The following is a 17,235-nucleotide window of genomic DNA, read 5'->3' as shown; positions in this document are numbered from 1 at the left end:
ACAGATTTTGTGGATAGTAATATTTCTTGTTTCCAAATAGAAAAATGAAAATAGGTCAACAACAATTTCGTACCATCTGGCCGCTTATTGCAGAAAGCGAAAACGCTTCATATCGCGTGGGCATTATCGACCAGACAGCGCTGCCGCATGAATGGCGTATCGTTACACTCGATTCAGTGCAACAGGTGGCGGATGCCATCCGCCGGATGCAGGTGCGCGGCGCTCCATTGATCGGGGCTGCCGCTGCCTATGGAATGGCGTTGGCAAGCCAGCATTCCGCCAGCGACGGAAACTTGCAGGCGGCGGCCGCTAGCTTGCTGGCAAGCCGGCCAACGGCGGTGAATTTGCGTTGGGCGGTGGAACGCATGATGCTGAAATTGATGGCCGTCCCTGAAGCCCAGCGCTGCGAATACGCCTGGCAGGAAGCTGCGCAGATCGCTGACGAGGATGTCCGCATCAACCAGGCGATCGGGCAGCATGGACTGGCCTTGCTGCAAGCATTGGCAGAGGGCAAATCGGGCCGGCTTAATATCCTTACGCACTGCAATGCCGGCTGGTTGGCGACCGTGGATTGGGGAACGGCGCTGGCCCCTATTTATGCCGCCTTTGATACCGGCATGGATATCCATGTATGGGTGGATGAAACCCGGCCGCGCAACCAGGGCGCCAGCCTGACGGCGTGGGAGCTGCAGCAGCACGGCGTGCCCTATACCGTGGTGTGCGACAATGCAGGCGGGCACCTGATGCAGCAAGGCAAGGTGGATTGCGTGATGGTGGGGGCAGATCGCGTTACGCGCACCGGCGATGTCTGCAACAAGATCGGTACCTATCTCAAGGCGCTGGCTGCGGCGGATAACGAAGTGCCGTTCTACGCTGCCGTGCCGACGCCGACAATAGATTGGCAGATTGGTGGTGCTAAGGATATCCCGATCGAAGAGCGTGACGCCGATGAAATCCACATGGTGGCCGGGCGGGCGGAAAACGGATGCACGGCTAGCGTGCGCGTGACACCTGAAGGTAGCCCGGCGGCCAATCCCGCGTTCGACGTGACGCCCGCGCGGCTGGTGACTTCCATCATTACCGAGCATGGCTGCTATGCACCAGGCCGTCTAGGCAATATCCTGCAGATTGTCGATCCAACAATCAATCCAGTAACCAGCAACCATTAAGCCAGCCCATGAATCCTTTATATGATCTAGTTCAACTGCGGGAAATCGAGCAGCGGCATGCTGCTGATGGTTTGATGGAAAAAGCCGGCCTGGCGGCTGCCGATATGGCGCGCACGCTGCTACTCGAGCATGAATACAGCGTGCTGGTGCTGGTAGGGCCGGGAAACAATGGCGGCGACGCACTGGTCGCCGCACGCCATCTGAAGGCGGCTTGGCACCAGGTGACCGTGGTGTTTACCGGCGACAGGGCCAGGCTGCCTGCCGATGCAGCCGCCGCCTACGATGCATGGGTTGCTGTAGGCGGCGAATTATGTACTGAAATCCTGCCGCACGGGCGTTGGCAATTGGTGATCGACGGCCTATTCGGGATCGGCTTGTCCCGCGAGCTGGATGCCCATTACTGTGGGCTGATCGGGCAAGTAAACGCGCTCGGCCTGCCGGTGCTGGCGCTCGATATTCCCAGCGGCTTGTGCGCGGCGACAGGGCGCGTGCTCGGCGCCTCCATCAAGGCCAGCCATACGTTGAGCTTCATCGGCCTCAAGCCTGGCTTGTTTACCCTGGACGGCCCTGATCATGCGGGCGACATTCACCTTGAGGCACTGGGGCTGGAGATCGAGGATTCAAGGGCCGCTGGAACGTTGGTCGACCAACCTCCGGCCTTGCCCTTGCCGAGAAAGCTGAACAGCCACAAAGGCAGCCATGGCAGCGTTGGGGTGATCGGTGGCGCTGAGCATATGGCAGGAGCTGCCATCCTCGCTTCCAGGGCCGCGCTGCTGCTGGGGGCAGGGCGGGTGTATTGTGGCCTGCTCGCAAACCAGCCTTTTGTGCTGGATACGGCGCAGGCGGAATTGATGCTGCGCGATGTCGCCAGTGTGCCGACGTTGTCCAACGTATTGGCAGTCGGGCCCGGCATGGGGGTCTCGAGCGCGGCGATGGCAGTTCTGCATGAGGTGCTGGCACAGCCGCAGCCCCTGGTGCTGGACGCGGATGCGCTGAACCTGGTGGCGACGCATCCCGAACTCCAGCAGGAAATAAAATGGCGTGCCGCAGGCAGCACGGTACTGACCCCGCATCCCGGCGAGGCAGCCCGCCTGCTGGGATGCGGCAATGACGAAGTGCAGGCCGACCGTGTTGCCAGCGCGTTGAGGCTTGCTCATGCATACCAGGCTGCTGTCGTGCTCAAAGGCTGCGGCAGCATCATCGCCTTGCCGGACGGGCGCTGGTTCATCAACCGGAGCGGCAATCCCGGTATGGCAAGCGCCGGCATGGGCGATACCTTGTGCGGCATCATAGCCGCCTTGTTTGCGCAGCGAATGGCCATGGAGCAGGCGGTGCTGCTCGGGGTTTACCTGCACGGCGCTGCCGCTGATGCCTTGGTTTTGCGCGGTATCGGCCCGGTCGGGCTCACTGCCGGCGAAGTGGCATTGGCTGCAAGGGAGCTGCTCAATGGCTGGGTGTACGGCAAGGCTTGATGCCATGCCGCAGGCATGGTCAAAACCGCTCCTGAAGCGATCATTCAACTATTGAACCTTACCGATTGAATATTAATCATAACGGCTTGCCAAGCGCCGTGTAGGCGGATTTTCCCATTTGTCGGCAATAGGCGTTTGCAGTAAAATCTAACCCCGTCCGCAATGTCCCAAAGTTTTTATTCCATGACCAAATTCGTATTTGTTACCGGCGGGGTTGTTTCCTCATTAGGTAAAGGCATTGCAGCTGCCAGCTTAGGCGCAATTCTAGAGTCGCGTGGCATCAAGGTGACCATGCTCAAGCTTGACCCCTACATCAACGTCGACCCGGGCACCATGAGCCCGTTCCAGCACGGCGAGGTGTTCGTCACCGACGACGGCGCCGAGACCGATCTCGACCTCGGCCATTACGAGCGCTTCATCAGCGCGCGCATGGGCAAGCGCAATAACTTCACTACCGGCCAGATCTACGAAACCGTGATCAAGAAGGAGCGCCGCGGCGAATACCTGGGCAAGACGGTACAGGTGATTCCGCACATCACCGACGAGATCAAGGCGCATGTGAAGCGCGGTGCCGAAGGCGCCGACGTGGCGATTGTCGAAGTCGGCGGCACGGTGGGCGACATCGAGTCCCTGCCTTTCCTCGAAGCCATCCGCCAGATGGGCATAGAGGAAGGCCGCACCAATACCTGTTTCATGCACTTGACGCTGCTGCCGTGGATTCCTACCGCAGGCGAGCTCAAGACCAAGCCTACCCAGCATTCCGTGAAGGAGCTGCGCGAGATCGGTATCCAGCCCGATATCCTGCTCTGCCGTGCGGACCGCGCCATTCCCGAAGACGAAAAGCGCAAGATCGCCTTGTTCACCAACGTGCCGCACGAGGCGGTGATCTCGGTGATGGATGCCGACAGTATTTACAGCATTCCCCGCATGCTGCACGAGCAGATGCTGGACGAAATCGTCTGTCACAAGCTCAACCTGCTTGCGCGCGCGGCTGACCTGTCGAGCTGGAACCGCATCGTGCATACGCTCAAGAACCCCAAGCATGAAGTCAATATCGCTTTCGTCGGCAAGTATGTAGACCTGACCGAATCCTACAAGTCGCTGACCGAAGCCTTGATCCATGCGGGCATCCACAACGAATCCAAGGTCAATATCCACTATATCGATTCCGAGGATGTGGAAAAGCAGGGCACGGGCGAACTCGAAAAGATGGACGCCATCCTAGTGCCGGGCGGTTTCGGTAAGCGCGGGACGGAAGGCAAGATCGCCGCGATCCGCTATGCGCGCGAAAGCAAGACGCCATACCTGGGCATCTGCCTGGGTATGCAACTGGCCGTGATCGAGTTTGCGCGCAATGTCGCCAAACTCGAGAATGCCAACAGCACCGAGTTCGACCCCAAGACCCCGCATCCGCTGGTGGGCCTGATCACCGAGTGGAAGAACGCCGACGGCAAGGTGGAGCAGCGCAGCGAGGATTCCGACCTCGGCGGCACCATGCGCCTAGGCGCGCAGAAGTGCCCTATCGTGCCGGATACCAAGGCGTTTGCCATTTACGGCGCCGAAGTCAACGAGCGCCACCGCCACCGCTACGAAGTCAACAACAACTATGTGGAGAAGCTGGAAAAGGCCGGCCTGGTGGTGTCGGCGCGTACACCGACCGAGCAGCTCTGTGAAATGGTCGAGCTGCCAAGCGATGTGCATCCCTGGTTCGTCGCCTGCCAATTCCACCCTGAATTCACCTCCAATCCACGCAGCGGGCATCCCTTGTTCAATGCCTATATTGCAGCGGCCTTGGCCAACAGAAAGGCGTAACCAACATGCAGCTTTGCGGTTTTGAGGTTGGCATAGACCAGCCCTTGTTCCTGATTGCCGGCCCATGCGTGATCGAATCGCAGGAAATGGCGATCGAGACGGCAGGCCAGCTCAAGGAAATCACCACTGCGCTGGGCATCAACTTCATCTACAAGTCTTCATACGACAAGGCCAACCGCAGCTCCAACAAGACCTTCCGTGGTTTTGGCATGGACGAGGGCTTGAAGATTCTCGACGAAGTGCGCCGCCAGCTCGGCGTGCCCATCCTCACCGACGTGCATACCGAAGAGCAGGTTCCGCACGTGGCTGCGGTGGTGGATATCTTGCAGACGCCGGCCTTCCTCTGCCGCCAGACCGACTTCATCACGGCCTGCGCCAAGTCCGGCAAGCCGGTGAATATCAAGAAGGGCCAGTTCCTGGCGCCTGGCGACATGAAGCAGGTGGTGCAGAAGGCAAAAGAAGCCAACGGCGGCGCGGATACCATTATGGTGTGCGAGCGCGGTGCTTCTTTTGGCTACAATACTTTAGTCTCTGACATGCGTGGACTCGCCATTATGCGCGAGACGAATTGCCCGGTGGTGTTCGATGCCACGCATTCAGTCCAGCAGCCTGGCGGCCAGGGGGACAAGAGCGGCGGCCAGCGCGAGTTCGTGCCTGTGCTGGCGCGTGCCGCAGTCGCCAGCGGCGTGGCAGGGGTGTTCATGGAAACCCATCCAGACCCTGCCAAGGCGCTGTCCGACGGACCGAATGCCTGGCCTTTGTCCAAGATGAAGGCCTTGCTGGAAGTGTTGGTCGACCTCGACCGTGTGGTGAAAAAAGCCGGCTTCATCGAGCATACGGTGTAAGCCGGAACAAAAAATCCAAATCTAAATTGAGGAAATAAAGCATGAGTGCAATTGTTGATATTATTGCCCGCGAGATCATCGATTCCCGCGGCAACCCCACTGTCGAGGTAGATGTCCTGCTCGAGTCAGGCGTGATCGGCCGTGCGGCCGTGCCTTCCGGCGCCTCCACCGGCACCAAGGAAGCGGTCGAGCTGCGCGACGGCGACGCCGCGCGTTACCTCGGCAAGGGCGTGTTGCAGGCGGTCGAGAACGTCAATACCGAAATCACCGAAGCCATCATCGGCCTCGACGTGGAAGAGCAAAGCTTCATCGACCAGACCCTGATCGACCTCGACGGCACCGAAAACAAGAGTCGCCTGGGCGCCAACGCCATCCTCGCGGTCTCCATGGCCTGCGCCCGTGCCGCGGCTGAAGAGTCCGGCTTGCCGCTCTACCGCTACCTCGGCGGTTCCGGCTTCATGCAACTGCCTACCCCGATGATGAACATCATCAACGGCGGCGCGCACGCCGAAAACAGCGTGGACATGCAGGAATTCATGATCATTCCCGCCGGCCTGCCGACGTTCCGCGAAGCCCTGCGCGCTGGTGCCGAAGTGTTCCATGCCTTGAAGAAAATCCTGCACAACGAAGGCTTGGCGACCACCGTGGGCGACGAAGGCGGTTTTGCGCCCGACCTGCCGTCCAACGAAGCCGCGATCCAGTACATCCTGCAGGCGATCACGGCCGCCGGCTATGAGCCGGGACGCGACATCCTGCTGGGCCTGGATTGCGCCAGCTCCGAGTTCTACAAGGACGGCCTCTATCACCTGGAATCCGAAGGCCTGCAACTGACGTCGGAGCAGTTCGCCGACTACCTGGCGACCTGGGTCGACAAGTACCCCATCGTCAGCATCGAGGACGGCATGTCCGAGCATGACTGGGACGGCTGGAAGCTGCTGACCGACCGCATCGGCAAGAAGGTGCAGCTGGTGGGCGACGACCTGTTCGTGACCAACGCCAAGATCCTGCGCGAAGGCATCCAGAAGGGCGTGGGCAACTCCGTGCTGATCAAGGTCAACCAGATCGGCACCCTGACCGAGACCTTCACCACCATCGAGACCGCCAAGCGCGCCGGCTACACTGCCGTGATCTCGCATCGTTCCGGCGAGACCGAGGACACCACGATTGCGGATATCTCCGTGGCAACCAATGCCTTGCAGATTAAGACCGGTTCCTTGTCGCGTTCCGAGCGCATCGCCAAGTACAACCAGCTGTTGCGTATCGAGGAAGAGCTCGGCGATGCCACCAGCTATGCAGGCAAAGAAGCGTTCTATAACCTGAAGTGAAACTCCTCACCCTCATCTTCGTCGCCCTGATTGCTTTGCTGCAGTATCCGCTGTGGCTGGGCAAGGGCAGCTGGCTGAGGGTGTGGGACCTGAACCAGAAGATCGTCGCGCAGAAGAGCAGCAATGCCCAATTGAAGCTACGCAACGACACTCTGGACGCTGAAGTGCGCGACCTCAAGCAGGGCAATACCGCGATCGAGGAGCGCGCGCGCAGCGAACTGGGGATGATCAAGCAGGACGAAGTGTTCTATCAGGTCATCGACCAGATCCCTGCCGCAACAGGTTCTCCATCTGCCATTCCTGCCGCGCCGGACGGTGCGCATTGATCTGGTTGACCAACCAGGGCCGGCATGGGCAGATACAGATTAATCCTCTTGATCACCGTCATCCTCGCCATGGGGGTGATGGCGACGTCGTACATCAGCTATCGCGTGTCGCGCACTTCCATCCACGATGCGATCGTGGAGAGCATGCTGCCTCTCACCTCCGACAATATCTATTCCGAGATCCAGAAGGATCTCATCCGGCCCGTCTTCATTTCCTCCATGATGGCTTCGGATACTTTCCTGCGTGATTGGGTGTTGGAAGGGGAACAGAACCATGACAGGATTAGCCGTTACTTGTGGGAGGTGCAGAATCGCTATGGCGCTTTCGTTAGCTTCTTTGTATCGGATCGTAGCCGCAACTACTATTACAACCGGGGCTTGCTCAAGCAGGTGAGCCCCGACGTCGAGGACGACGCCTGGTATTACCGCGCGCGTGGGATGCAGGCGCCTTACGAGATCAATGTGGATCGCAATACGTCGCATGCGGATGGGCTCATCATCTTTATCAATTACAAGGTGCTGGACTACGACGGCAGCTATCTCGGCTTGGTCGGCGTGGGGTTGGCTGTGGACTCGGTACAAAAACTCGTCAGCCATTACCAGCACAAGTTCAAGCGCGATGTTTACTTTATCGATGCCGAAGGCCTGGTAAGGCTTTCCGGTAGCCGCTACCATGCGACGGGCAGCCGGATTCAGGATAAGCCGGGCCTGGAGCAGGTGTTTCGCCAGGCACGGCAGCAGGGGGCGCCTGCCAGTTTCGAGTATGACCGCCAGGATAGCCGGCAGTTGATCAATATCCGCTTCATTCCGGAGTTGAACTGGTATCTGTGCGTGGAGCAGAACGAGAGCGAAGCCACGCGCGATATCCGCCATGCCTTGCATGCCAACCTCCTGTTGTGCCTGGTGGTGACGGCCATCGTGGTAGCATTGGTCCATGTCGTCCTGCGCCGATACCAGGGCAAGCTGGAAACCATGGCGACCACGGATACCCTGACAGGGTTGCCCAACCGGCGCGCGTTCGACATCGTGATCGACATATTCAGGAACGAGAACGACCGCGCTCGCAGCAACCTGGCTTTCATTACGCTCGATATCGATCATTTCAAGGCCATCAACGATCGTCTGGGCCACTTCGGCGGCGACCATGTCCTGGTCGAGGCTGCCAGGATACTGAAATCCAGCACCCGGGCGGCGGATTTCATCTGCCGCTGGGGAGGGGAGGAGTTCCTCCTCGTGGTCAAGGATTGCGACGAGCACAACGCAATGCTGCTGGCCGAGAAGATGCGTAGCGCCATCGAGCACGAAGCGATCGGTTATAAGGGGGCGCAGATTCGCATCACGGCTAGCTTGGGCGTGGCCGTGGCCAGAGCCGGGGACAAGGTGGAAGCGATGCTGGAGCGTGCGGACCAGGCCTTGTACGAAGCCAAGAGGGCGGGCCGCAACCGGGCCGTGCTGGGCGCTGTTGACCGCTGACGGTCAGCGGCAATCCGCTGTAATCTTTTCCAGGTCTTTCACTGTAAGCGCCCCCGGTTTGCGGAAACAGATATGCTCATTCTTATCCAGCGCCACAGTGAAGGGCAGTACGCCGATCTTGTTGCCCGCCTTGCGCATGAGCCCGGTCACATTCATGCCCGGCCGCAATACGGTTGAGCTGACCGGATGCTGATCCAGAAAACGCTGCGCCATGGCGGCGCTATCCGTATTGACCAGCAAAACGCTCCAATCCGGGCGTTGGGCCGCGAATTGATCGAGCATCGGCAGCTCCGCCACGCATGGCGGACAATCCACTCCCCAGAAATTGACCAGCACCGGCTTGGCGACTTGGCGCAATTCGACAAAGCGCGTGCCGTCCAGCGTCGGCAGTTTGAAATCCCACGCCGGTTCCGCTGCGGCATGGCTGCCCGAGACCAATAGCAGGATGAAAAGCAGTCTGCGCATCTATCGGCGATCCAGTCAGAAATTCAGCTTGAGCCCGGCGTAGAGATAGCGGCCGCGGCCCGGGCCCCATAAATGCGTGAAGTCCACGTTGCCCGCGCCGTCGATCCAGAGAAAGTTTTCCTTGTTGACCTGCTGGTAGTCGAACAGGTTGTCGGCCCCGGCATAGAGCGCCACGGTCTTGTTGACCTGGTATTCTGCGCGCACGTCGGTGGTCGCGTAGGAAGGGCTATGGTCGCGCTTGCGGCTGCCGTCGAAGTTGTAGCGCGGGTTGTTGGCATAGTCGTAGAACTTGGCGAGGTCGTGCGGCCCGGTCCAGTTGACGCGTAGGTAGGCGGTCCAGGGGCCTTGCTCGACATCCACGGTGAAGAAGGCGCGCGCCTTGGGACGGGAGAATATCAGCGTCCCGGGCGTGAACTGGTAATGGAAGCGTTCGCCGCCGATGCTGACCACGGTGCTGGGCGTGAGCTGGTAGGAGAGATTGATGTCCACGCCTTGCACCACGACCTTGTCGGGTGAGTTCTCGAACAGCGTCACCGTGCCGGTGCCGCCGGCGGGGTCCGCCACGCCCGGCGTCAGGATCGCCATGTCGTGGATGCGGTTGTAATTGTACGAACCGACCACCGCCAGCCGCTCGTCGGCATAACTCAGAGCATAACTGAGGTTGTCGGATTTCTCCGGCTTGCTCAGCAGCCGGATGATGCGGATGTCGTCGAGGATGCCGTGATCCTGCTCGAAGAAGCTGGTCGGCGCGCGGAAGCCGCGTCCTACACTGAAACGGCTCGCGACCTCATCAGTATGGTGGTAGAGCAGATTGAGCCGCGGCGAGGTGATGGTGCCGAACACATTGTGGTCGTCCGCGCGCACCGAGGCATTGAGTTCCAGCTTGTCTTCAAGGAAAGTGCGGTAGGCCTGCAGGAACATGGCCGGGGTGCGGTAGCGGTAATTGTCCACGCCCCGCACGAAGTCATCCTGCGCCGCGGAGTAGCCGTGGCTGCGCAAGTCTTCGTAGCGGTAATTCAGCCCGGCGGTCAGCAGCCAATCCGCCAGCGGGAACTGGTAGGATGCCTCCAGGTAATATTGCTGCTGCTTGGCCTTATAGGTGGTGATTTCGTAAAAACTGTCCTGCTTGTGCTGGGCGGCGCCGACAGCCAGGCGCAGCTTGCCGTCGCCCAACTGCTTTTCCGCCGAGGTGGTGAGCTGCACCCGGTCGGTAAAGATGATTTCCGACAGTCCCGCCCGGCCCAGATCCCAGGGCAGGAATCCGCTGCCGTCCGGTGCGAACCAGCCGTTGCTCACAGGCGAGCCATGCCGTCCGCGGCTGAAATCGAAAGGATTGCCCGACTGATCCGCCTTGATGGCGCTGTAGCTTTTGCCGAGCGCGCCGCCGTTGCGCTTCTCGTCCACGATGTCCAAGCGGCCGCGTACGGTAAATCCGCCCAGGTCGTCGGCGAACCAGCCTATGCCCAGCATCTTGCGGTCATAGCCGGTATATTCGGAAACGCCTTCGCCGCTGGCATCCACCGCATCATGGCGGTTCTGGCTGAACGTCGCGGTCAACGCCCCGCTGTCCAGCGTCTTGGCCAAATACCCTTCATACAAGCGCGAAGTGAAACTGCCGCCTTGAATGCGCAGCTTGGCGCTATCCTGCTGCGGCCGCTTGCTGACGATATTGACCGATCCCGCGAGCGCTTCCGGCGCGATCAGGCTGGCGCCCGCGCCGCGTGCGATATCGATGCGTTCTATGCACCAGACGCTGACGCTGTCGAGGCCATAGGCCTAGGAGACGGACGAGTAGATGGGGATGCCGTCGATCAGCAATGTGGTATAGCGGCCGGGCAGATTGTTGAGCAGCACGTTGCGCACGTTGCAGATCGAGCACTCCACCTGCACGGCAATGCCGGGCTGCTTCTCCAGCGCCTCGGTCAGGTTGACGGCGCCGGATTGCTCAATGCGGCGCTCGCTGATGGATTCGGTCTTGACGATGTCGTCGCGCAGCGCGCCGGGCCTGGTCGAACCCTGGTTGTTGCGGCTCTTGATGGTGATCGGCGGGAGCTGGATCTGGGAGGTGTCCTCTTCGGCACGCGGGCTGGATAGGGGCAGCAATCCCAGGCAGAATGAGGCTAGCCATGCGGCAAAAAGTTTAGTGGGTGTCATATGCATCCCTTGAATAAGCGATAATTTATGAAAATGATAATTATTATCGTTTGATGATGCAATCCCTTTTTGACGAAATGGCTTTGTCGCGCTCCTGAAAGCGGATTATTTTTCCAAGGCATAAGGCAGGGATAATAGGACTAGCTCCTGCCCCTGCCAGCTCAAGCCGCCAGCTTCCACGCTCTCGAGCCGCAATTCGGCAAGGACATCCTGCCCGCCGGCGGGGTTGGGCGCGCTGCGCACGATTTGGCCTGCGGCAACGCCGTTGGCGTCCACGATTTCCTCGCCTGCCGCAGGCTTGGCGTCACCGGCGACATGGGCAAGATGCGTGCGGCGCTTGACCTTGCCCAGGTAGTGCGTGCGCGCGACGATCTCCTGGCCGGTGTAGCAGCCTTTCTTGAAGTTGATGCCGTTCAGCAGGTCGAGATTGACCATCTGCGGCACGAACGCTTCCTGCGTGGCGGCGACGATCTCGGGAATGCCAGCCTGGATTTCGCGCCAGTCCCAATCGGCCTTGTTCGCGGGGACAAGGTGCTGGCTCAATGCGGTCCAGAGTTCGGCAGCCTGCGCGGCCGGGCTGAGCAGCTCGTAACGCGGCAACGCGCCGGGCAGGCGGATGACGGTGATGCCGTCCTGGCTCACCTGGGCATACTCGGTTTCAGGGATATGGCTGAAACGGGTTTTCAATGCCGCTTCCGCCGCATTGCCCGCAATGCCGATGCGTACGGTTTCGTCGCTGCGGTCCGCAACCACCACCTTGGAGCGCAATACGTACATGCGCAGCCGCTTTGCGATGGATTCGAGCAGGCCGCGATCGAACTGCAGGTACAATTTGCCATCCTGGGCAAAGGCGAGGAACAGCGCCAGCAAGCGTCCCTTGGGCGAGCAATAGCCGCTGTAATGGCTGCTGCCGCCATCCAGCTTCTTGACGTCATTGGTCACCTGGCCCTGCAGGAACGTGACCGCGTCTTCACCCTCCAGCGACAACAGGCCATAATGCGACAAGTCGGCGATGATGCCGTCGTCAGCCTTGGCCCGGCCGGGGAATTGAATAATGCCGTCCTGCACTGTAGCGCCTTGTTCGGACAGGAATTGCTGCCATGAAGTCATGAATCATCCTCTGAATGAATAAACTGCAGAAAACACCGCACCATTATAGCGTGAAGCCGGCGACCCTGATCCTGGGGGCGTCGCGCTGGCTCGCTTTCCTGTTCCTGTCGATGGGTGCCATCGCCGGTGTTTCCATCATCCTGCTGCCGTGGGCATGGTGGCTGAAAGCCATCCTCATAGCCGCCATCACTGCCGTGATTGCCCGGCAGATCTGGCGCGACGCCTGGCGCAGACATCCGTCCTCGCCCGTGATGATCGAGCTGGATCATGCAGGCAAGCTTTGGCTCGCCACGCGCAACGGCATGCGTTATCCCGCCCAAGTGCAGGGCAGTACGTTGGTGACGGCGGGCCTGACCGTGCTCAACCTCAAGCTGGAATATGGACGGGCTTCCTGCGTGATCCTACCGGATGCCGTGGATGCGGAAGCCTTCCGACGCTTGCGCGTGTGGCTGCGTTGGCGTGCGAATGAAGAGGAGGTAGAAGCTGCTGTGGAGAAATGAGGCGGGTTGTCCGGCTTGATCGGCAACAGTGAAAACAAATTTTCCGCAGCGAGGATTGGGCCGGCTTTAACGGATAATCACCTGATGCTGGAGCAACGGCGGTCCCAATAGGTCTCGAACTGGTTTTTCTTGAACTCTTCAACCTCGTATGCAGAATCGGTCGGCTCTATCCACACCGACTCAAAACGCCCGGCTTCCTTGTCGAAAATCTTGATGAAGCGCGTCCATTCGGGTTCATCTGGCCGTTTCACCTCGCCGCAAAGGTTCATGCTGTCGTCGAATTCCGTCACGATCAGCGCGCGGAATTGAATGCTGTCACGGTTGGATTGCCCATTCAGCATGTCCTGCTTGGCGGCTTCTTCGAATGCTTTTTTATCGGTATAAGGGCGTGCATGGGCTTGGTATTGAAATATCAATATCCAGGCAGACAAGGCGATTGCAATTAACTTCATACAAGTTCCTGAGCATCCAAAGATTTTGGATTGTAATGCATTGCTGAGATTGACTAATGGTCAATCCCATATTGGAGAGCACGGTATAAGCCTGAGCGAGATGTTCCCATCATTGCGGCGCAATGCTTATCGTGATTTCGTCCTACGCGGATTGGAAGCTTAAAACTGTCCTAATTGCCGGCGCAATGCCGCTACTTCCTCCATCAGGTCGACGGCGAGCGCAGCCAGTTGCGGGTCGGCATCGAAGCTGTGCTCCAGGTCGGCAATACGGCGGGCACGCAACAGGGTGGCGCTGGCAAACCGCCATTCGGCGGCAGCGTTGCCGTGAGCTGGGTGCAGTACGCTGGCTTCGACATGGGTGAGCACCCATTCGGGTGCCTGGCGCACGCAGTGGGCCAGTTGTTCCAATGTCAGCGCTGCGTCTTCCAGCAGTTCTGTCAGTTCGGCGGGTACGAGGGTAGGAGTGTTGGTGGTCATGGGATGGCTCCACAGAAGGTTCAGCGCGGATCAAAGCCGGGGTAGGCGGCGGCCAGGGCGTTCCAGGCGGCCTTCTGCGCATCAGTGACGGCGCCGGGCACGGCGATGTCCAGTTCCAGGTACAAATCGCCTGGGGCGCTGGCCGAAGGAATGCCGCGTCCCTTCAGGCGCAGCTTGCGTCCGCTGCCGGAGCCGGCGGGCACGTTGACCTCGACCGTGGCGCCGTCAGGCGTGGTGACCTGCACGCCGCCGCCCAGCGCGGCCTCCCAGGGCGTGACCCACAGCTTTTGCGTGATGTCGCGGCCCTCGATGCGCCAGCGTGTGTCAGGACGGAAATGCACTTCCAGGAACAGGTCACCCGCAGCGCCGCCGCCGAAGCCGGGGCTTCCTTGGCCCGTCAGGCGGATAAGCTGGCCTTCCTTCACGCCCTTCGGAATCTTGACTTGCAAGGTGCGTTCCTCGGGTACGGGCTGGCCTTGCTCGTCCAGCCGCACGCCGCGCAGCGTGATGCCGCGCTCGGCGCCCCTGTAGGCGTCGATCAATTCCAGCTCGATGCGGGCATGGCGGTCCTCGCCGCGCATCTGGGCGGAGCCCCGGCCTTGGCGGCCGCCGGTGTGGGCGCGACCCGCGCGGCCAAACAACTGCTCGAAGAAATCGCTATGCCCGCCGCCTTCACCAAACTGGCTGTGGAAGGCATGGCGGAAAGCCTCGGCATTTCCATCGCCGCCGGAGAACTCGAAGCCCTCGTTCCAGCCCGGGGGCGGCCGGATATCGTCACCCGAGCGGGCGCCTGCGGCCCAGTTCTGCGCACCCACGGTGTCATAGGCCGCACGCTTCTCGGGGTCGGATAGTACGGTGTTGGCCTCGTTCACCTCGGCCATGCGCTCCGTGGCATCGGGTTCCTTGCTCACGTCGGGGTGGTATTTGCGCGCCAGCTTACGGTAGGCTTTCTTGATGTCGTCGGCGCTGGCTGATTTATCCACGCCGAGGATCTGGTAATAGTCCTTGAATTCCATAAATAAACTCGCCTCAGTGCGCTGCGGTGGATGGCTTTCTAGTGTCGGGACTGCGTGCTCGTTATGCCGTAAGGTTGTTTCGCTTCTGAAAGCAGCATACTGGCCGAGCATGTCTTTGTCGAGGGATGGACGTAGGTAGCGGGCGAGCGGCCTGGCTGGGGTTATCCTGACCTAGCGCCATACCTATTCAGCATGTAGGGCGCAATAACCAACGGGCATTGCGCCGTATTCTTCCTTTCCAATAAACTCATTGTATGGACTACAGGCGTGTATGGCATAAAGGTGGAATATATTTCTTCACCGTCAATTTGTTGCAACGGCAAAAGAATGACTTGTTGACCCAACACATTGATCTCTTGCGCCAAGTCGTATTATCTGTCAAACAACGGCATCCCTTTATCATCCACGGCTGGGTCGTGTTGCCTGATCACTTGCATGCCCTGATTGAATTGCCTGCCAACGATGCAGACTATGCCGTTCGCTGGCGACTCATCAAGTCTGGGTTTTCCAAATCGATACCGAAACAGGAATATCGTTATGTCGTACGACTCGAGAGGGGCGAACGAGGTATCTGGCAAAGACGGTATTGGGAGCATTGCATCCGAGATGAAGCCGATTTCCAAGCCCATATGGATTATATTCACATCAACCCGGTTAAGCATGGTCTGGTGGCGAGTGTAAAAGATTGGCCTTATTCGACTTTCCACCGATTAGTCGAGCAAGGCATCTATCCTTGCGATTGGGCCGGAGGGAGTGAGGGCAAAGTTGAATATGGCGATTGAGGGAGGTAGCATACGGCGCAATGCCCGTTGGTTATTGCGCCCTACGCGGGCTGCAAATACGCTAGTTGGCTTAGGCGTGAATGCTTCGTTCCAATTGGCAAGTGGCAAAGAATTTAGCTATATTGATTTAACAGTGGCAGGCGCCACATCATTTGCAACAACAGGGACTAGTCTCTTGCCAACTTTATACATCAATACTTTGGGGGCATACGGAGGCTCACTGGCACAATTGCAGAATCCCTTACCAAAAACAACTGGTGCGGGAGCGGGAACACTAATTGGTTATCCAATAGGTAAAGCAATTGATTTTATGCCATCATCTAAATATTTACCTAGCTCCAGTATAACGAGAACAATTATAAGCTCTGGGCTTTCTAGCTCATCACAAGAGTATATTGGAAATAAAATAAAAGATATTTTTAATAAATGAAAAATCAGGAAAATCCCCATTTAGTTCTATTTTTTCTATTTAACTGGATAATTTTTTTTACTGCATTTTTGATAGGAGTTTTAATTATTATATTTATTGCCTCGCCAATTATTTTTGGATTATTAAGTGGCGCCAGGGAAATTGATTCTTTTAATAAATATTATAAATACTTAATAGCGTGTATCCCTGCTGGATTTATTGCTGCAATTGGATCAACACTTGAATGCTGGATGCGAAATAAAAAAAATAAAAACACAGACTAACATAACAATGGCGCGTTATATCATTTGCAACAACAGAGGCTTGACTAATTTCTTTTTGGGTAAAAAGATCGAAATCAAAATCAAAGGGGTCAGCCCGAGTAGGGCGCAATAACCAACGGGCATTGCGCCGTATGTTATCTGACCTTTGACTGATTGAGCAAAGTGCCGAGTTTCACTTTTTCTCTAGTGATTAACTACCTTACGATATAAAGCCCGCTTGAGCAGCCTCCTCAACCGTTGCGGCGTATACGAGGCAAGCACCAATCCCCCAGCGACAATTGCAAGCAGCCAATCGATATGCATAGGCGCAAAGTCGCGTCTGCTGGGCTTGAGCTGGTGCATCGCGGTTTTGACATCCTCGACATGGTCGCCGTTGACGTAGGCAGCGCCGATTTCCTCGCTGAGTTTGATCAGGTATTCCTCATCCAGGGTGGACTGGTAGCGGTCATTCTCGGAGGTGGCTGTGCCCTTGTCGCGCGTGCCCAGGTTTTGCTGCGAAATTTGTGCGACGCCGGGTTGCAGGACGAAGTTTTCCGCCGACCAGTAGCCCAGCAGTTTGTTGTTTTCATCGAACTTGGGAATGGGTTGCGGCTCCTTGCTGCCTATGCCGACCAGCAGCCAGTCGCCGTCTTTCTGGAAGTTGCCGAGGTCGCGGGTATTGAAGGCATGCAGGCGCGGGGCTTCTTCGCCGTCGGTAAAGAAGATGGCTTGGGTGGGCTCGGGCATGGTGCGCAGCAGGCGCGCCAGCGAGTCCACGCCTTCGCGCAGGCGGGTGTTGCCGGACCATGCCTGGCGCCATTCTATGCGGGCGATGGTGTCCTGGATGGCGGCGTAGTTCTCGCAGACTTCGATCGGCGTGTAAAGTGCGGCGACGCTGAGTCCGGAGAAAAGCGCCAGGCTGACGCGGCTGCCGCACGGCATGCTGGCGACCAGGTCGTGCGCGAGGTGCTTGGTGTATTCCAGGCGGGAAATATCCTCGCCGCGCCAGGTCATGCCCTTGGTGTTCATGCTCTGGCTGATGTCGATCACCAGCATGGTGCTGTAGATGTTGTGCGGCACCGGGATGGTGGGCTTGAATGCGGCCGTCAATAGCAGCAGCAGCGCTAGCATTGGCAGCAGGGTCTCGCGGTGCATATAAGGCTTGAGGCGGGCGGGCAGCATGGT

The 17,235-nt window shown here is 58.6% G+C and carries 19 protein-coding genes; 11 read left to right on the top strand and 8 right to left on the bottom strand.

Going from position 1 to position 17,235, the window contains the following annotated elements; all coding sequences use genetic code 11:
• Positions 1-44: 44 nt before the first annotated feature.
• The 7 genes from mtnA (at position 45) to ACWXTG_RS06505 (ending at position 8,422) form a co-directional block, all read left to right on the top strand.
• Complete coding sequence (gene mtnA / locus ACWXTG_RS06535; RefSeq protein WP_480221113.1) at positions 45-1,169, top strand: S-methyl-5-thioribose-1-phosphate isomerase; 1,125 nt, start codon at positions 45-47, stop codon at positions 1,167-1,169.
• Between the two features lie 8 nt (positions 1,170-1,177).
• Positions 1,178-2,641: an NAD(P)H-hydrate dehydratase gene (locus ACWXTG_RS06530; protein WP_480221112.1), complete on the top strand. Its 1,464-nt coding sequence runs from the start codon at positions 1,178-1,180 to the stop codon at positions 2,639-2,641.
• 183 nt (positions 2,642-2,824) lie between these two features.
• On the top strand, positions 2,825-4,453 hold the full coding sequence (locus ACWXTG_RS06525) for a CTP synthase (RefSeq protein WP_480221111.1): 1,629 nt from the start codon (positions 2,825-2,827) through the stop codon (positions 4,451-4,453).
• 5 nt (positions 4,454-4,458) lie between these two features.
• Positions 4,459-5,298 (top strand): 3-deoxy-8-phosphooctulonate synthase, encoded by an 840-nt coding sequence (gene kdsA / locus ACWXTG_RS06520; protein ID WP_480221110.1) that lies wholly within the window; start codon positions 4,459-4,461, stop codon positions 5,296-5,298.
• Between the two features lie 41 nt (positions 5,299-5,339).
• Positions 5,340-6,623, top strand: coding sequence for a phosphopyruvate hydratase (eno, locus tag ACWXTG_RS06515; RefSeq protein WP_309566485.1), 1,284 nt, complete (start codon positions 5,340-5,342; stop codon positions 6,621-6,623).
• Positions 6,620-6,949, top strand: a complete 330-nt coding sequence (gene ftsB, locus ACWXTG_RS06510; RefSeq protein WP_480221109.1) for a cell division protein FtsB — start codon at positions 6,620-6,622, stop codon at positions 6,947-6,949. Before eno ends, ftsB begins: the two co-directional genes overlap by 4 nt.
• A 24-nt stretch (positions 6,950-6,973) precedes the next feature.
• Entirely contained in the window at positions 6,974-8,422 is a 1,449-nt protein-coding gene (locus tag ACWXTG_RS06505; protein ID WP_480221108.1) for a sensor domain-containing diguanylate cyclase, read from the top strand.
• Positions 8,423-8,425: 3 nt separating this feature from the next.
• Here the strand turns inward: ACWXTG_RS06505 and ACWXTG_RS06500 are convergent, their stop codons facing one another.
• The 4 genes from ACWXTG_RS06500 to ygfZ all read right to left on the bottom strand — a co-directional run bounded on the left by ACWXTG_RS06500 (position 8,426) and on the right by ygfZ (position 12,151).
• Positions 8,426-8,887 (bottom strand): TlpA family protein disulfide reductase, encoded by a 462-nt coding sequence (locus ACWXTG_RS06500; RefSeq protein WP_309566479.1) that lies wholly within the window; start codon positions 8,885-8,887, stop codon positions 8,426-8,428.
• 15 nt (positions 8,888-8,902) lie between these two features.
• Complete coding sequence (locus ACWXTG_RS06495) at positions 8,903-10,471, bottom strand: TonB-dependent receptor plug domain-containing protein (protein ID WP_480221107.1); 1,569 nt, start codon at positions 10,469-10,471, stop codon at positions 8,903-8,905.
• Positions 10,472-10,663: 192 nt separating this feature from the next.
• Positions 10,664-11,041 (bottom strand): TonB-dependent receptor plug domain-containing protein, encoded by a 378-nt coding sequence (locus ACWXTG_RS06490; RefSeq protein WP_480221106.1) that lies wholly within the window; start codon positions 11,039-11,041, stop codon positions 10,664-10,666.
• A gap of 105 nt (positions 11,042-11,146) precedes the next feature.
• On the bottom strand, positions 11,147-12,151 hold the full coding sequence (ygfZ, locus tag ACWXTG_RS06485; RefSeq protein ID WP_480221105.1) for a CAF17-like 4Fe-4S cluster assembly/insertion protein YgfZ: 1,005 nt from the start codon (positions 12,149-12,151) through the stop codon (positions 11,147-11,149).
• A 14-nt stretch (positions 12,152-12,165) separates the two neighbouring features.
• Between ygfZ and ACWXTG_RS06480 the strand changes: the two genes are divergently transcribed.
• Positions 12,166-12,651: a protein YgfX gene (locus ACWXTG_RS06480; protein ID WP_480221104.1), complete on the top strand. Its 486-nt coding sequence runs from the start codon at positions 12,166-12,168 to the stop codon at positions 12,649-12,651.
• 77 nt (positions 12,652-12,728) lie between these two features.
• Here the strand turns inward: ACWXTG_RS06480 and ACWXTG_RS06475 are convergent, their stop codons facing one another.
• From ACWXTG_RS06475 to ACWXTG_RS06465, 3 genes are all read right to left on the bottom strand, one after another.
• A complete protein-coding gene (locus ACWXTG_RS06475; RefSeq protein ID WP_480221103.1) occupies positions 12,729-13,103 on the bottom strand; it encodes a hypothetical protein in 375 nt (124 codons plus the stop codon).
• A gap of 159 nt (positions 13,104-13,262) precedes the next feature.
• Positions 13,263-13,580, bottom strand: a complete 318-nt coding sequence (locus tag ACWXTG_RS06470) for a chaperone modulator CbpM (RefSeq protein ID WP_480221102.1) — start codon at positions 13,578-13,580, stop codon at positions 13,263-13,265.
• Positions 13,581-13,600: 20 nt separating this feature from the next.
• Positions 13,601-14,596, bottom strand: coding sequence for a DnaJ C-terminal domain-containing protein (locus tag ACWXTG_RS06465; protein WP_480221101.1), 996 nt, complete (start codon positions 14,594-14,596; stop codon positions 13,601-13,603).
• A 254-nt stretch (positions 14,597-14,850) separates the two neighbouring features.
• On the opposite strand from ACWXTG_RS06465, the gene ACWXTG_RS06460 reads away from it, so the two are divergent.
• The 3 genes from ACWXTG_RS06460 (at position 14,851) to ACWXTG_RS06450 (ending at position 16,071) form a co-directional block, all read left to right on the top strand.
• Entirely contained in the window at positions 14,851-15,378 is a 528-nt protein-coding gene (locus ACWXTG_RS06460; RefSeq protein ID WP_480221100.1) for an REP-associated tyrosine transposase, read from the top strand.
• A gap of 76 nt (positions 15,379-15,454) precedes the next feature.
• The gene (locus tag ACWXTG_RS06455) at positions 15,455-15,808 is read left to right on the top strand and encodes a hypothetical protein (RefSeq protein WP_480221099.1); all 354 of its coding nucleotides are present in this window, start codon (positions 15,455-15,457) and stop codon (positions 15,806-15,808) included.
• Positions 15,805-16,071, top strand: coding sequence for a hypothetical protein (locus tag ACWXTG_RS06450; RefSeq protein WP_480221098.1), 267 nt, complete (start codon positions 15,805-15,807; stop codon positions 16,069-16,071). The genes ACWXTG_RS06455 and ACWXTG_RS06450 overlap by 4 nt, the downstream gene beginning before the upstream one ends.
• A gap of 183 nt (positions 16,072-16,254) precedes the next feature.
• Here the strand turns inward: ACWXTG_RS06450 and ACWXTG_RS06445 are convergent, their stop codons facing one another.
• Complete coding sequence (locus tag ACWXTG_RS06445) at positions 16,255-17,232, bottom strand: vWA domain-containing protein (protein WP_480221097.1); 978 nt, start codon at positions 17,230-17,232, stop codon at positions 16,255-16,257.
• Positions 17,233-17,235 lie beyond the last annotated feature (3 nt).

Source organism: Methylobacillus sp. DLP286, from assembly GCF_056636515.1.
The sequence above is the reverse complement of the archived record's forward strand: the minus strand, read 5'-3'. Positions and strand labels throughout refer to the sequence as shown.

Coding starts and splice junctions, on each gene's coding strand:
- ACWXTG_RS06475 (WP_480221103.1), bottom strand. CDS start 13,103: ATGAAGTTAATTGCAATCGCCTTGTCTGCCTGGATATTGATATTTCAA.
- ACWXTG_RS06470 (WP_480221102.1), bottom strand. CDS start 13,580: ATGACCACCAACACTCCTACCCTCGTACCCGCCGAACTGACAGAACTG.
- ACWXTG_RS06505 (WP_480221108.1), top strand. CDS start 6,974: ATGGGCAGATACAGATTAATCCTCTTGATCACCGTCATCCTCGCCATG.
- ACWXTG_RS06500 (WP_309566479.1), bottom strand. CDS start 8,887: ATGCGCAGACTGCTTTTCATCCTGCTATTGGTCTCGGGCAGCCATGCC.
- ACWXTG_RS06490 (WP_480221106.1), bottom strand. CDS start 11,041: ATGACACCCACTAAACTTTTTGCCGCATGGCTAGCCTCATTCTGCCTG.
- ACWXTG_RS06445 (WP_480221097.1), bottom strand. CDS start 17,232: ATGCTGCCCGCCCGCCTCAAGCCTTATATGCACCGCGAGACCCTGCTG.
- ACWXTG_RS06480 (WP_480221104.1), top strand. CDS start 12,166: ATGAATAAACTGCAGAAAACACCGCACCATTATAGCGTGAAGCCGGCG.
- kdsA (WP_480221110.1), top strand. CDS start 4,459: ATGCAGCTTTGCGGTTTTGAGGTTGGCATAGACCAGCCCTTGTTCCTG.
- eno (WP_309566485.1), top strand. CDS start 5,340: ATGAGTGCAATTGTTGATATTATTGCCCGCGAGATCATCGATTCCCGC.
- ygfZ (WP_480221105.1), bottom strand. CDS start 12,151: ATGACTTCATGGCAGCAATTCCTGTCCGAACAAGGCGCTACAGTGCAG.
- ACWXTG_RS06460 (WP_480221100.1), top strand. CDS start 14,851: ATGGACTACAGGCGTGTATGGCATAAAGGTGGAATATATTTCTTCACC.
- mtnA (WP_480221113.1), top strand. CDS start 45: ATGAAAATAGGTCAACAACAATTTCGTACCATCTGGCCGCTTATTGCA.
- ACWXTG_RS06525 (WP_480221111.1), top strand. CDS start 2,825: ATGACCAAATTCGTATTTGTTACCGGCGGGGTTGTTTCCTCATTAGGT.
- ACWXTG_RS06465 (WP_480221101.1), bottom strand. CDS start 14,596: ATGGAATTCAAGGACTATTACCAGATCCTCGGCGTGGATAAATCAGCC.
- ACWXTG_RS06530 (WP_480221112.1), top strand. CDS start 1,178: ATGAATCCTTTATATGATCTAGTTCAACTGCGGGAAATCGAGCAGCGG.
- ACWXTG_RS06450 (WP_480221098.1), top strand. CDS start 15,805: ATGAAAAATCAGGAAAATCCCCATTTAGTTCTATTTTTTCTATTTAAC.